The organism is Spiroplasma melliferum KC3 (assembly GCF_000236085.2).
GTDB lineage: Bacteria > Bacillota_I > Bacilli_A > Mycoplasmatales > Mycoplasmataceae > Spiroplasma > Spiroplasma melliferum.
Genome location: NZ_AGBZ02000001.1, coordinates 191,408 through 206,456 on the forward strand (window position 1 = coordinate 191,408; position 15,049 = coordinate 206,456).

Annotated in this window: 13 protein-coding genes; 1 reads left to right on the top strand and 12 read right to left on the bottom strand. The window is 29.8% G+C overall.

All coding sequences use genetic code 4. The features are described from left to right. Positions 1 to 32 precede the first annotated feature (32 nt). Positions 33 to 2,114 carry a PTS transporter subunit EIIC gene (locus SPM_RS00990; protein ID WP_004027753.1) on the bottom strand — a complete coding sequence of 694 codons (2,082 nt, stop codon included), beginning with the start codon at positions 2,112 to 2,114 and terminating at the stop codon, positions 33 to 35. A 121-nt stretch (positions 2,115 to 2,235) separates the two neighbouring features. Continuing rightward, on the bottom strand, positions 2,236 to 2,484 hold the full coding sequence (locus tag SPM_RS00995; protein WP_004027754.1) for a hypothetical protein: 249 nt from the start codon (positions 2,482 to 2,484) through the stop codon (positions 2,236 to 2,238). Between the two features lie 236 nt (positions 2,485 to 2,720). Between SPM_RS00995 and SPM_RS01000 the strand changes: the two genes are divergently transcribed. After that, positions 2,721 to 3,572 (top strand): MurR/RpiR family transcriptional regulator, encoded by an 852-nt coding sequence (locus SPM_RS01000; RefSeq protein ID WP_004027755.1) that lies wholly within the window; start codon positions 2,721 to 2,723, stop codon positions 3,570 to 3,572. An 18-nt stretch (positions 3,573 to 3,590) separates the two neighbouring features. Here the strand turns inward: SPM_RS01000 and SPM_RS01005 are convergent, their stop codons facing one another. From SPM_RS01005 to SPM_RS01050, 10 genes are all read right to left on the bottom strand, one after another. Then, the gene (locus SPM_RS01005; RefSeq protein WP_004027756.1) at positions 3,591 to 4,280 is read right to left on the bottom strand and encodes an ABC transporter ATP-binding protein; all 690 of its coding nucleotides are present in this window, start codon (positions 4,278 to 4,280) and stop codon (positions 3,591 to 3,593) included. A gap of 327 nt (positions 4,281 to 4,607) precedes the next feature. Then, on the bottom strand, positions 4,608 to 6,140 hold the full coding sequence (locus tag SPM_RS01010) for a hypothetical protein (protein ID WP_004027757.1): 1,533 nt from the start codon (positions 6,138 to 6,140) through the stop codon (positions 4,608 to 4,610). A 443-nt stretch (positions 6,141 to 6,583) separates the two neighbouring features. Continuing rightward, entirely contained in the window at positions 6,584 to 7,516 is a 933-nt protein-coding gene (gene pfkB, locus SPM_RS01015; protein ID WP_004027758.1) for a 1-phosphofructokinase, read from the bottom strand. Positions 7,517 to 7,586: 70 nt separating this feature from the next. Beyond that, positions 7,587 to 9,650 (bottom strand): fructose-specific PTS transporter subunit EIIC, encoded by a 2,064-nt coding sequence (locus SPM_RS01020; protein WP_004027759.1) that lies wholly within the window; start codon positions 9,648 to 9,650, stop codon positions 7,587 to 7,589. Between the two features lie 23 nt (positions 9,651 to 9,673). Beyond that, complete coding sequence (locus SPM_RS01025) at positions 9,674 to 10,375, bottom strand: DeoR/GlpR family DNA-binding transcription regulator (RefSeq protein ID WP_004027760.1); 702 nt, start codon at positions 10,373 to 10,375, stop codon at positions 9,674 to 9,676. 88 nt (positions 10,376 to 10,463) lie between these two features. Next, positions 10,464 to 12,317, bottom strand: a complete 1,854-nt coding sequence (infB, locus tag SPM_RS01030; RefSeq protein WP_004027761.1) for a translation initiation factor IF-2 — start codon at positions 12,315 to 12,317, stop codon at positions 10,464 to 10,466. 23 nt (positions 12,318 to 12,340) lie between these two features. After that, positions 12,341 to 12,649, bottom strand: coding sequence for a L7Ae/L30e/S12e/Gadd45 family ribosomal protein (locus SPM_RS01035; RefSeq protein ID WP_004027762.1), 309 nt, complete (start codon positions 12,647 to 12,649; stop codon positions 12,341 to 12,343). Next, positions 12,649 to 12,924 (bottom strand): RNase P modulator RnpM, encoded by a 276-nt coding sequence (gene rnpM, locus SPM_RS01040; protein ID WP_004027763.1) that lies wholly within the window; start codon positions 12,922 to 12,924, stop codon positions 12,649 to 12,651. The genes SPM_RS01035 and rnpM overlap by 1 nt, the downstream gene beginning before the upstream one ends. Before the next feature lie 19 nt (positions 12,925 to 12,943). Beyond that, positions 12,944 to 14,359 carry a transcription termination factor NusA gene (gene nusA / locus SPM_RS01045; protein ID WP_004027764.1) on the bottom strand — a complete coding sequence of 472 codons (1,416 nt, stop codon included), beginning with the start codon at positions 14,357 to 14,359 and terminating at the stop codon, positions 12,944 to 12,946. A gap of 19 nt (positions 14,360 to 14,378) precedes the next feature. Beyond that, positions 14,379 to 14,861, bottom strand: coding sequence for a ribosome maturation factor (locus SPM_RS01050; RefSeq protein ID WP_004027765.1), 483 nt, complete (start codon positions 14,859 to 14,861; stop codon positions 14,379 to 14,381). Between the last annotated feature and the right edge of the window lie 188 nt (positions 14,862 to 15,049).

The window sequence follows — 15,049 nt, forward strand, 5'->3', positions numbered from 1 at the left end:
AAAAATTAATGTTTTTTCATATTTATTTAATTTTAACCTTGTTTTGAATTTAATTTTGGTGCTTCTTTATTATTACGCATTTCAGCTAATAATTCACGCATATATGGTTTAATTACTTCTTGTTCTCCACCATAAATAATTTGGACTGATTGACCACGAATAAGCATTCCGGTGCTGCCACCTAATGCTTGAATTTCATCTTGATTGACAAGTTTACTATCAACAACTGTAATTCGTAAACGTGACGCACATGAGTCAACTGCCGTAATATTATCAGCCCCACCTAAAAATTCAATAATTTTACGGGCTTTTTCCCGTTTTGCCGCATCACCTTTTGCTGGTCCTGATGAAGTTGTTTCATTAGTACCTTTTTTTGCTTTAAAATCAGCTTTAGTATATAGTTTTGTGCCGCCATCACGACCGGGAATTTGAACTTTTCCATATTTAATTGCGAAGTAGAAAGCTGCAAAATAAATTCCAATATATGGAATTCCAACTGCAAGAATTCAATAGAAGTTTGTTCCTTTTCCACCAACAAATGGAATAATACCAAAGACAATAAAGTCAATAAATCCACCCGATACGGTCATTGATGTATGTACATGTAATAATCCCATTAACATAAATGAAATTGCACACAATGGCATATGAACACCATAAAATAACCATGGTGCTACAAATAAGAAAGTAAATTCAATTGGTTCAGTAATTCCTGTTAAGAAACAAGTAAAGGCTGCTGAAAAATAAATTCCCATTACTGGTTTTCGATTTTCTTTTGGAACACTAAAGTACATTCCTGCTGCTGCTGCTGGTAATCCAAACATCATAAATGGAAACTTCCCAGTTTGGAATCGTCCTAAATTTAACCCCATATGTTGAACCATTGTGAAGGTAATTTTTGGATCAGCAATAACTTTATACATAATTGTTTGATCACCAACTGCTGCTATTGTTGAAGCATTTAGTTCTGATACTCAGCTAGTAATTGCTGCCTGTGCTGCTCCAACTGTAATTGTATTTAAATCAATATTAGCATCAATATAATTTAGCTCTTGTAAATCCTTAAGAAAAGCCATATAACTTAAAGGATCTTTTGAAACATTAGCGATTAAATCTGCCATACTTCCTCCCGCTTGTGTTCATCATAATGGTGAATAAAAGACATGATGCAAGCCAAATGGCACTAATGATCGTTCAAAAATCTCAAAAATTAAAGAATCTAACCCTATTGGTAATTTTCCTGAGTTATTTCCGAATCATGCTAACCCAGTACCAATTAATGGTCAAATAATCATAAAAATAAAAGCTAATGGAATTACTGCCATAAACATAATAATTGGAACTAATTTTGTTCCACTAAAAAAACTTAACGCTGAAGGTAATTGTGTTTTATGAAAACGATTATAAGCGAAAGCTGCAATTGCTCCAACAAAAATCCCTCCAAAAACACCAGTATTTAATGAATTAATTCCTAAATTAGAAGTCAATAATTTATTTTGAACTGCTCATGTTTGGCCAGTATAAAATAACAAATTAAATTGATCAGTTACTCGTACTGAACTAACAATTGTGACAGTAACATTCCCTTTAACTAATTCTTTATAAATATCACTGGTTCTCATTCATGCTAATAATTCATCACCCGTTAGTAAAGTTGGGTTGGCTGATGTGACACCATCAACAGTTAATCCCATAATTGGTGAAGCACCCCCTTCAATATTAACAACATATTGAATATGAGCATATGCCTCATTTAATAATGACAACTGAATTGCATTAAAAACTAAAAACCCAACTACGGAAGTTAATGCTGCTACTCCAGCATCTTCCGTATAGGCCATTGCAACAGAAATACAAAATAATACTGGTAAATTACCAAAAGCAATATCTCCCATTTTATTTAAAAAATTTCCAAAGTATCAAGCTGCTGAAGCAGGATCAACTTTTGATGAAATAGTTGCACCAACTCCTAAAAAGATTCCAGCAATTGGTAACAACGCAATTGGTAATAGAAATGCTTTACTTAATTTACTTAAAGTCCCCATTGTCCTTTGATTTGATTGTTTCCATCAAGCCTTTGACATAAAAGGTTTAAGCTTGGCTTTCTCATTCATTTTTAATTTCTCCTTTTAAATTAATAGTTACTAATATAATTATAGAATTTAACTAACTAAAAGTTAAGTTAATTACTACAAAGTAAAAAGTTTTTTTCATTTTTTTAAAATAATGACAATTTTATAAAACCAATAGAAAAAGAGCGGAAAGACTAATAACATAACAAAAAAAAGCACTATATAACGCAATATTACGTTTAATATAATTCCATAAATCTAAATTTTTATTATTTTTAGCATAATAATCTCCGCTATTAACTAATCGTTTCTTTTGGAAAATTCAAATAATTAACAATATTGTCCCCACAATAATTCCAAAAATTAAAATTGATAAATAGGTAATATGTTGTGGCGATAAACTTAACATCATTGTATTTTTTACTCTTTCTATTAAAATAACTTGCTTATATTTGGATTTTTATATAAATTTTCATTATTTTATAATTATATTATAGAATAATTTTATTTAAAAATATGCAAATTATGCATATTTTAATAAATTAACAAATTATTTTCTACTTTATTATTCGCATAATATGTTGTAAAATAGAATTAGTTGATATTATGAAAATAATTTTCATGGTGAAGTTGATGAAAGGAGTTTCTATGTTGTCTCTGTTAACATATGATAAAAATACTTTGACTGATACTGAAATATCAGTTATTGAACAAATTTTTCAAAATCCTTTGCTATTTACTAGTAAAACAATAACTGAATTGGCAAAAGCTTATTATGTCAGTGAATCAACTATTACCCGAATGGCAAAACACTTAGGATTTAAAAATATTAAAGAATTACAAATGCATATTTATGAACGATTAAATTTTCTAAACAAAAATTACGAAACTAATGAAACCATGAATTTAAAAGATATCGCTAACAATATGCGTGTCTATTATTCTTATAGTATCCATGAAACAATTGACAATATTGATTTAGAAGTCTTAGACCGACTAATTAATGATATTGTTCTTAAAAAACGAATTTTCGCCTTTGGCATTGGTGCATCATTTCTTGCTTGCCGCGTGTTACATAGTAACCTAAATATGATTGGTTATAACTGTTATACAACAGAAAATATTCATTCATTAATGTTTACTCTCTCAAATGCCGAAGCCGATGATTTAATTATTATTTTTAGTAAATCAGGAAAGACAAATGAGGTCGTTAATATCATTAATTTAGCAAATAAACTCAACATTGATGTTGCTTTAGTTACTAATAATCCTAACATTGATGAATTATATAAAATTAAACATAAAATTTTATTTGAAGTTCATACAAAAGAAAATGAGCGTTTTCCAGCATTATCTTCTAAAATTGTTCAAATTTTAATATCTGATATTATTTTTCGAAGTTTATTAAAAATTCATCCAAATTTAGAAAATAAAATTAAAGCGGCTAATGCAATTACCGAAGATTACAATCAAAGTGGTAATAAAAATAAAGACTCTTAATTAGAAGAGTCTTTATTTTTATTCATTTTCAAACATCTGCTTTGTATAATTAAGCACACTACCATATTCTTGAAGAACATTAGCTATTGCTACATCCGATTTAATTTTTCCGGCTGATAAATATATAATCCGATCACAGAAACGTTCAATTTCTTCCATATTATGTGATACGAGCAACATTGCTCGTTGATTAATAATAATATTTTGTTCTAAAAATTGAAAAATAGTTTCTTTAACTGCAATATCTAAGCCCGTTGAAACTTCATCCAAAATTACTAATTGTGGTTGATGGATAACTGATAATAAGATATTTACTCGCTGTTGCTGACCTCCTGATAATTTAACAATCTTTTTTTTAGCAACTTCTGTTAATTGATAAGTAATAATTAATTGTTTAATTTCATCCCTCGTTAATGGCAACTGAAAAGCTTTACAATAATATTTAATCATATCCATCAATGTTAAACCCGGTGGATATTGTGAATTTTGAAACTGCATTCCAATGGTTAAATTTGGTTGATAAATAACTTCACCATTACTAGCTTTTCGCACACCGGCAAGAATCTCACTTAATGTTGTTTTACCACTTCCATTAGCACCAATTAAACCAATTTTTTCATGCTGATGTATTGCTAAACTAACATCTTTTAAAACATATTTTTGTTGGTATTTTTTACTAATAGCTTTGGCTTCTAAGATAATTGCCATAAAATCCTCCTATTTTAAAATAAATTCTTCCTTATTTTACCATTAAATGATAAAGTACATTATTGGAAAAAATTTAGAAAAAACTTTTATTTTAACTTTATAGTAAATAAAGTCTAATTTACCAAATTTTACTAGTTTTAAGAAAACAGATTCCATTTTATATTTGTACAATGTAAATTGTAATATGAATTGCAAAAAATCAACTTTTTTCCGAGTTGATTTTTTAATGGAAAGAAAACATTATTTTATTTTGTGGTCTTATAAATTAATAGATTTATTGCACTTGTATTTACAATTTACATATTTAATTAAATCTTTCCTAAAAACTTAAATAACTTTAAATTCTATTTTTTGTCCTGTGTTTTCTAAAACAGATACGGAGCGTCAGAAACTATATGCTAAACCAAAACAACCAAAAATGAAACTACTATTGTCATTTTTTTCATCATTTTTTATTTCCATTATCAAAGATTTTTGATTTTTAATAAAATTAATAGGTGAAATTTTTAAATATCCTGCCCCTCATTTTAAATGTTTTGAATTTTGTAATGAGCTTTGATAAGTACTAAGAAGAAAATCAAATATATCTATATAACGGACATATTTATTCTTATCTATATATGACAATAGGTTATTAAATACGTTTTGTTTCAATTTAAAAACAAGATTAAAGTTTTTATATGTTTCTAATTGATAATAATGTCACAAACCCATTGTTACTTTCGCAAATTCTTCCAATTGTTGGTCAAATTGCGTTTTTAATATCGTGAAATAGCTTTTTTCTTTTAAATTTATCTTAAATAAATTATTTTTAAATGGTAAATTTTCAATCATAAAATTTTGTGGAATAAACCATTTTAGTTCTTTTAAAATATAATAGCCATCTTCAACTTGAATATTTCAATTATCAATTATTTGTTTTTTATAAAATGAAAGAAAATTTTGCCATGTTAATTGCTCTGGATCATAACCCTCACCTGCCCAATTTAAAACAGTCTGAACAGTCGGCATGGATATATTTGTATAATAATTTAAAGCACTCTCTATTCCCGGTATAACGAATTTAATATGATGTTTAAACGAAATATTCCTGTCATTTAATTCTTTTTCAATTATTGGTCAAACAATATCCTTGTTCATATTAAATTGCTCCGATATAATGCGATAGTTTTTGGCTTTAAAAATAGTATCAAGAAAATTAACAAAATAGTTTTCAATTTTATCTTGAATATTATTTAGAACTTCGGAATCATTCGTTGTAGTTATTAAACCTTGAATGTTATCCTGCGATGGTATTCCTTTAAAGCGGACTTCATAAGGAATATTAACTTGAACTGTAATTCCTAATACTGCTTGCGGAGTATCTTCTAATAGTTTTGCTATCTTATCAAAATTAATATTATATAAATTAAATGAAATGTCATTTTCTCCTAAGAATAATGGCATTATATCAACATAATAATTTGAATATCGATCTTGTAAATGCTGATTCAAATTATTAAACTCTGCTTTAAAACCAACAAGCAACTGATTTAAAAAACGATATTTACTAATTGCTGTGCTCGTTAAAGTTAATAAACCATCATTTTTTGTTTTTAACTCTGCGACTAGTTCTTCAAATAATGATATTTGATCTGGATAATCCTTAATAATATCAATCATTGTTTTTGTTTGTCATCATGTTGACAAAGTTTGCTTTGCTTCCTTTTTTATTTGATTTAAAATTTCAAGATCTTGATTGTGCTCTAACTCATCGTTGTCATCAGGCTCATGTTTTGCTCGCACTGTACAACTAACAACACCTAAACTACTACCAAAACCTAAAACAAAAACACTAAAAAGTGTTAATAACCATTTCATCTAATTGTCACCTTCCTTTTGTGTGATACTCATAATTATACTTAAAAAAAAAAAAAAAGTCCCCTAGTATCTTTAGGCAAATTAGGATTAGATGGAAAATAATAATTGAACCTAAAACTAATTTTATAGGACAATAACCAATAGAATGGGTGGAATGAATTAAATTTAAATAATAAGAAGCGGTTTGTTCCATTTAACTGACAGCAATGATGAAATAGCACTAATTTCAGATGCAACTTTAGACATGAACCATTAACAATGAACAATATCTTAAAAGATGCAAAAATAAATCTTGATGCAAGTAAGGAAGCGACAACAAGGATAAAGCATATTAAAAGGATTGAGTTATTCTGTATTCAACAGGACTCAATCCTAAATAAATTTTATTTTGTAGTCTTATAAATTAATAGATTTGTTGCACTTGCATTTACAATATCATTTTTTTATTTAAAAGTCCGAATTTTAATCTGTTGTTTTAAACTTTCCACTAACAATTTATCAGCGATCCCTTGACTAAATGCTGTTGCTGATCCAGCACAAATGCTAATTAACATCGCTTCTTGATAATCATTTGTTGCTAAATAAGTTCCAACAAATCCAGCAACCATTGAATCACCAGCTCCGACCGAATTAATTAATTGCCCTGTTGCAGTATTACCAACATAAACATTTGTTGGAGTAATTAAAATGCTGCCATCTTTACCACTACTAATTAAAACATTCTGTGCCCCTTGTTCCTGTAATTTTTTTACTAAAGTAACAATTTCTGTTTTTTGATTAAATTGGTAATTTGTTTCAAATAGTTCATTTAATTCAGCTAAATTTGGTTTAATTAAAAATGGTTTAGCTGATAAAGTTGATAATAAAACATCCTTTGTTGCATCAACAACAAATAAGATTTCGTTTTCATCACAATAGGTACTAATTGTTTGATATAAATCAGATGGACAATCACGTGGTAATGAACCAGAAATAATTAAACAATCATTTTTAGTTAATTCTGTTTTAAGAATTGTTAACAACGCCATAACATCATCATCACTAGTAGAAAACGCAAGGCCATTTAATTCTGTTTCTTGTTTTATTTCTAAACTTTTAATTTTTATATTAGTTCGGTTCTTGCCATTAACTTCATGAAAACAAGCAGCAACCTTTTGATTTGCTAAATAATGTTCAAACATTTCTTTATTATCACGCCCCAAAAAACCTAATGCTGTAGTTGGATATCCTAAATGTTGCAACATTACTGCAACATTAATTCCTTTTCCACCAATCACCTCATACTCACTAATAGCTTTATTAGTTTCTCCTAATTGGAAATTCGGCACTTCAATAACTTGGTCAATAGCAGGATTTAATGTTAATGTATAAATCATTTTTTCTTACTCCTTCCCTTCTTATTTTAATATTATAAAAACCCAATTAGTTGGGTTTTTACTTTTTAAACTAAATTGCTATAGTAATTTTATTTTTTTTAACATCATTCATTCTTCAAAATCCAAGAATTAAGGCGCTAACAAAACTTCCAATAATTAAAGCAATAAGTGAAATTAAGACTGCTACACCAATTGAAGCACCGTGATTAGCAATACTAAACCAATTTTTACCATTATCTTGAATTTGCAATAACGGAAAGACAAAGATACCACCATGAGGTGCTGCTAATGTTACACCAAAACCACTAACAATTGCGCCAGTAATAGCACTTCCCGCCATAATTGACGGAATTGTTCGTTTTGGATCAGCAGCAGCAAATGGAATTGCCCCTTCGGTAATAAAACATGCTGCTAAGAAATAATTCGTATTTCCTTGCTCAACATCTTTTTTTGTTCAATATTTTTTAAACATTCTTGTACATAATGCTAATGCTAATGGTGGTACCATTCCAGCTAACATTGCACAAGCCATAAAGACTGTCCCCCCATTAGTTGATCGAATTCCAGCATAAGCTGTTTGTGTAGCATCAATTGTTAAGGTTCCAAAGACATAGGCAGCTTTATTAATTGGACCACCCATATCAGCCGCCATCATTAAACCAATAATAATTCCAATTAAAGCATTTAAATTATAATCGGCAATTGCTTTTAAACCTTGGCTTAAACCATAGTTTAAATATCCTAATGGAATATTTAATCCAAACATTAAAACTCCTGCTGCTAAAGCTGTTAAAACAGGAATTAAAACAATATCACGAACTCCTCGTAGTGATGGATGGAACCGAGCAAATCCTTTTTGACAACCATAGACAGCAAAGGCAACAAGATAACCACCAATTAAGGCTCCAAAAAACCCTGAGTTAAAGTTTGAGATTGAATCAGGGAATAATCGCCCCCATGTATTTGCTCATCCTGTTTTATTTTCTGCATCATATAACATTCCAGGAGCATTAGCAATTAATCCTGCTGTCATTCCTGGTAATAATCCTTGTGGTCCAACAATAGAGTAACATACATAAGCACCTAAAATAGGAACCATCATACCAAAGATTACTTTTCCTAATCCTGAAAATCATGCCGCAACATCACGAGTTACCCCAAAATCTTTTCCTGTTTTACCTGAATCTAATAAGAAACCAATTCCTAAAATAATTCCTCCAGCAACAACAAATGGTAACATTCGGGAAACCCCTCCTAAGAGGTTTTTTGTTACATCTTTAAAGTTTTTTAAACTTAATTCACCAACTTCATCGTTGCCACCTTTACCACCTTTGCCAATTGTTAAACGTTTTCCATTCAAGGCATCTTCAATAACATTTGTGCCATGGTAAATTACATCTTTTGTACTTGTTTCTAAATATGAAACACCCTTAAAACGATCCATTCCCGTAATTTTTTTATCAATTCCAAGAATAATTGCTTTTGCATTAGCAATGTCAGTTGCTGTTAATACATTTTCATTACCGCTACGCCCTTGCGTTTCAACTTTAATTGTTAAGCCCATTGCTTTTGCTGCTTCTTCCATTTTTTCTTTTGCCATATAAGTATGGGCAATTCCAGTTGGGCAAGCTGTAATACCAATAACATCATAATGACCATCTGTTTTCGTTTTATCATGGTCAGTAACTGGCTCAACAAATGCTTTAAGAATATCAGCAAAAGTTTTTGCCGCACGAATTTGTGCTACAACTTCACTTTTTCCTAAAAAACCAGCTAATTTTGCTAGTGCTTGTAAATGTTGTTCTCCTCCTTGTTTTGGCGTAGTAATCATAAAAATGATATCAACTGGTTTATTATCTAAACTTTGTCAATCAACTGCCTTTTCTAATGTCATAATTGCAATTGATGGTTTCGTAACACTACCACTTGAACAGTGGGGAATTGCTAAACCATCACCAACCCCAGTTGGACCTTCTGTTTCACGTTTCTCTAAATCTTTAATTAAGTTTGCTGAATCAGTAACTGTTTCATTGTTAACTAATGCTGCTGCTAATGTTGCAAAGACTTCAGTTTTATCTGTCGCAGAAGTTTTTAAAAAGGTTGTTGTTTCATTAAAATAATCAATTATTTTCATAATGATTTATCCTTTTATCCTTTCTATGAACTTGTAATAATTTCAACTTCCGAACGAGAAGCGAATTTTACTAATGATTTAATGTTAAATTTTGATGAATCAGCAAGAATATAACTTTTTGTTGCTCGCTTAATAACTTCCGCTTTAATCATTGCTTCGTCTGGGTCGGTCGTATACAAATCCTGACCATTAATCCCATTAACTCCTAAAAAAGCACAATCAATTTGATATTTTTGTAAAGTTGTAACGGCTTCTCAACCAATTAATGCTCCTGTTTGATGCTTATATTTTCCTCCCAAAACATAAACATTATTAAAACCCGCTAAAGCTAATAGCTCTACGTGGAAGATTGAATTAGTAATAATTACTAAATCATCTGCTGGTTGTAATAATTTAATTAGTGCTAAGGTTGACGAACCAGCATCCAAATAAAGACACATTTTTGGTTTAATTTTCTTAACGGCTTGACGAGCAATTAAATATTTCTCTTCAGCATGCTGTTGGATTTTCTCATTTAGTTGCTCTTCTATTCGAACTTCATAACTCTTTTGTAATTTAACACCACCATGCACTCGTTTTAATAAACCTTGTTGCTCCATTTCCGTTAAATCACGGCGTAATGTTGTTGGTGATAATTGCAATTGCGTAATTAAGTCGTTAACTAATACCAATTGTTGATCATCTAAACAAGCTAAAATTTTTTCTCATCGTAGTTCTTTTAACATCTTCTCACCAATTGTAATTATATCTTATTTTTAACCAAAAACAACCAAAAATAACATAAAATAACCAAAAAAAAAAAAAAAAAAACCATTACTTTGTAACGGCTTTCTCAGTATAAGCTTCAATAACATCTTGCTCTTTTAAATCATTATAGTTTTTAATTGTTAGGCCACATTCAACTCCTGTTTTAGCTTCTTTAATATCATCTTTAATATGTTTCAATGATGCTAATTCACCACTATAGACAATAACCCCATCGCGTAAAACGCGAACTCGTGATTTTCGTGGAATAATACCATCAGTAACATAACAACCAGCAATCGTTCCAATATCAGAATGGCGGAAAATTTGACGTACTTCCGCTTGCCCTAACACTTCTTCAACCATTTCTGGATCTAACATTCCTTCTGCTGCTGCAACTATTTCTTCCGTTAATTTATAAATAATGGTATGCAAACGAATTGCAACTCCTTCATCTTCGGCTTTTTTTCGAACATGCGCAGTTGGACGAACATTAAAACCAACAATAAATGCTTGACTAGCTAATCCTAATGTTACATCACTTTCGGAAATTCCCCCAACAGTTGCTCGTAAAACATTAATTTTTACGCCTGCAATATTAATTTTTAATAAACTTGCTTTTACCGCTTCAACTGTTCCTTGAGTATCAGCTTTTAAAATAATATTAATTTGCTTTAACTGCCCATCTTTAATTTGTGCTGATAGACTTTCTAATGAAAAATTTTGATTTTTATAACGTTTATTCATTGTATCAATTGTTTTTCGTTTTAAGGCAATTTCACGTGCTAATTTTTCATCCCGGAAAACCATAAAACGATCACCAGCATTTGGTACTTCATTTAAACCATGAATCATAACTGGAGTTGATGGTCCTGCTGATTTAATTTTTTTACCACTTTCATCAGACAAATCACGAACATAACCAAAAGTATAACCAACAACTAAGGCATCTTTAATATTCAATGTTCCTGATTGCACCAATAATGTTGCAACTGGTCCTAAACCACGATTTAAGTGTGATTCAAGCACTGTACCTAACGCAAAGCGATTTGGATTTGCTTTTAATTCCATCAAATCAGCCATTAATAAGATTGTATCTAATAATTCATCAATTCCTTGCTTTTGTTTAGCACTTCCTTTAACATAAGGGGTTGTGCCTCCTCATTCTTCTGGAGTTAATTCTTCTTGTGATAATTGCATTAAAATATTATCTAAATTTATCCCAACTTTATCCATTTTATTAACAAAAACAATAATTGGTACGCCAGCTGCTTTGGCATGATCAATTGCTTCTTTAGTTTGCAACATTACCCCATCGTCAGCTGCAACAACTAGGACAACAATATCTGTTACCGCACTCCCTCGTGCTCGCATTTGTGTAAAAGCTTCATGTCCAGGAGTATCAACAAATGTAATCTTTTCATTATTTTTAGTTTTAATTTGATAAGCTCCAATATGTTGTGTAATTCCCCCATGTTCTGTACTTACAACATTAGTATTTCGAATGGTATCTAATAATGTTGTTTTGCCATGATCAACATGGCCCATAATTGTAACAATTGGCGGACGCTTTTCCAACGAAGCAGGGTCATCATTAACTTCAAAACTTTCAATTAAGTTTTCATGCGTTACTGATTTTTCTCGTTTAAAATCTAACCCAAATTCTAAACATAACTCTCCCAATTGATCTTCAGTTAAAAAAGTATTTTGATTTAACATTATTCCCTTACTAAAAAAATATTTAATAATTTCACTAACGGGTTTATTAATTTTTTGTGCAAATTCAGCAATGGTTAATGCCTCATCATAAACAAAAACTCCCTCCGTAACATGTGCTTCAATCGTTTTTAATTGCGATTGAATTCGATTTCGTTGTTTTTTAGCTAGTGTTTTTTTATTTTGTTTGTTATTTTGACTACTCATCTGTCCCTCCTCCTTTTTGAATTTTAAGAATTATTTAATAATGTCAGCAACCGTTGGGCAAGATGTTGGTCACTAATACCAATCATTTTAACATTATTTGTTCCTAAAGCTTGTTGGGTTAAATTGAAATCAAGGCAACTAAAATAAGGGATATTATAATAAAAACATTTTTGTTGATATTTTTTTGCTTGCGCAGAACCAACATCATTACTAGTTAATACTAAATAAACTGTTTTTTGTTGAATGGCAGTTAATAAACAAGCCCCTGTGATTAGTTTACCCCCTCGTTTGGCTAGGCCAAGATAACTATATCCTTTTTGACCTAGCATCATTAATCTCAACCTTCGCTAATTTCACAATATAACATTTCGTAAAATTGATCGGTTAATTTTGTTTTTAAAGCACGTTCTAAAGCGTGACTTTTTTTTGCTTTTTCATAAATCTCTAATGTTGGTCGTAAATAAGCACCGCGACCATTGGCCTTTCCGGTTGAATCAATAATAATTTCCCCGTTTGGTGTCTTAACAATTCGTACCAGTTCTTTTTTTGGTAACATTTGTTGTGAAACAACACATTTTCGTAAGGGAACTTTTTTATGATTTGTCATCGTTATCCCTCCTAATTAATTATTTATCTTGATCATAATAATCATCATAGTCATCATAATTAATTTCATCGTCATCATCATCTTGATTTTCAAATTGTTCATTCTCAAAATAAGAAATATTATCTTCAATTTCTTGAATTTCATTTTCTAACCCGCTAGGTGTTGTTTCTGTTAAATCATCAACATGATAATTTTCTTCATCCAAAATCATTGTTTCTTCAGCCATTTGTTCTTCAATAATTTCAAATTCTTCAACTGGTAAATCTACTGCTCCATCAACAGTATTTGTTTCAACAGTCGTTTTTGGTTTAATTTTATCTTTTAATTTAACTTGTAATGCACTAAGTTCATCAGTTGTTAAATTTCCATTTCATAAAATTTCAACTTGTTTTGTTAACGCTTCACTATAACTCATAATGTTTAATTTTCATTTTGTTAACTTTGCAACTAATTTTGCGGCACTTCCGCCTTTTCCAATTGCTAATGATAATTGTTCATCAGGAACAATAACATCAGCTTCTTTTCCTTCATCATTAGTTGTAATTGAAATTACTTTTACTGGTGATAATGAGTTAATAATAAATTGTTGACTATTATCATTATAAATACAAATATCAATTTTTTCATCTTGTAATTCAGCTGTTACTTTATTAATTCGACTTCCCTTGCTACCAACACAAGCACCAATTGGATCAATATTTTCATTTGTACTATAAACAGCAATCTTACTACGACGCCCGGGATCACGAGCAATTGCTTTTACTTCAATTACTTGTTCAAAAATTTCTGGAATTTCACGCTCTAATAAACGATATAAAAAATCATTGCTTGTTCGTGAACCAGTAATTTGTCCTGCATTTTTTGATTTAATAACATCTTCTGCCAAAAAGGTAATTGGTTGCCCAACTTCAAAATGATCAGAAAAGATTAAATTTTTTCGAGGAATATAAGCAAATGTTCGTTCTACTTCAACTAATAAGTATTTTTCTTCAGCAGCAATAACAACACCTGTCATTAAATGCCCTTTTTGTATAATATATTCATCAAAGATTGAATCCTTTTCTGCTTCTTTAATTTGTTGTTTAATAATTTGCCCAACTTGGAAAATTGCTAATCGTGAAAATTCTTCTGAATTAACTGGTTCATAAACTTTATCATCAATTGTAATTTGTTCACCATATTTTTCTTTTGCTTCATTTAAACCAATTTCTAATAAATCATCTTCTACTTTTTTAACAACAGTTAATTCTTTTTCAACTTTAATTTGTCCTGTTTTTTGATCAATATCAACAATAACTGTTGCTTCTGGATCAAAATGCTTTTCATAAGCCTTTTTAATTCCTTCTTTAATTGAATCTAAAATTAAATCACGGCTAATTTGTTTTTCACTAACAATTTCATCAATTGTTGTCAATAATTTTGCACCATCAATCATGCTATATAACATTCCTTTCCTAAAATTTAACCGCACAACGCGCAAATTTAATATTTTGATAATTTGTTTGTAAGGTTTTGCGAGCACCTTTAACAAAATAAGTAATAGTAAGATTTTGTTGCTGATCAACCATTGATAATTCACCAGTAACTTCAACTAAATTATTGACCTTTTCGTTAAATTCTAAATAAACATATTCCTTAACATGTTGTTGTAGTTCATTTCAATTTCGTAATGGTCGCTCAGCACCTGGTGTTGAAACTTCTAACAAGTATTCTTCTGAAAATAAATCAAGGTTATCAACAAGTTGATTAATTTCTTCACTAATAACTGTTAAACGATCCAAATCAAACACAGTTGTTTTATCTTCAATTAACACTTGTACAACATTTGTGTCAAACTCTTGGAAATAATTAATTGCAAACAATGTTAAATTTTGTTTTGTTAAATAATTTTCCAAAGTTTCTTTTAATTGTGTCTCTTGTTGTATAAAATGTTCCATCCAACACCACCCTTTCTTAATCAAACATAACTAAAATTTATGGCATTAAAGAAAGAGCACAGTTGTGCTCTTTCTTGACCTTTTTTAATTACTTTATTATTATAATACCTTAATAATAAAAATGCAAGAAAATTAAGAAGATAAATTAGGAAAGTTGGAATAAAATAGAGTGAAGTGCTACATCATAT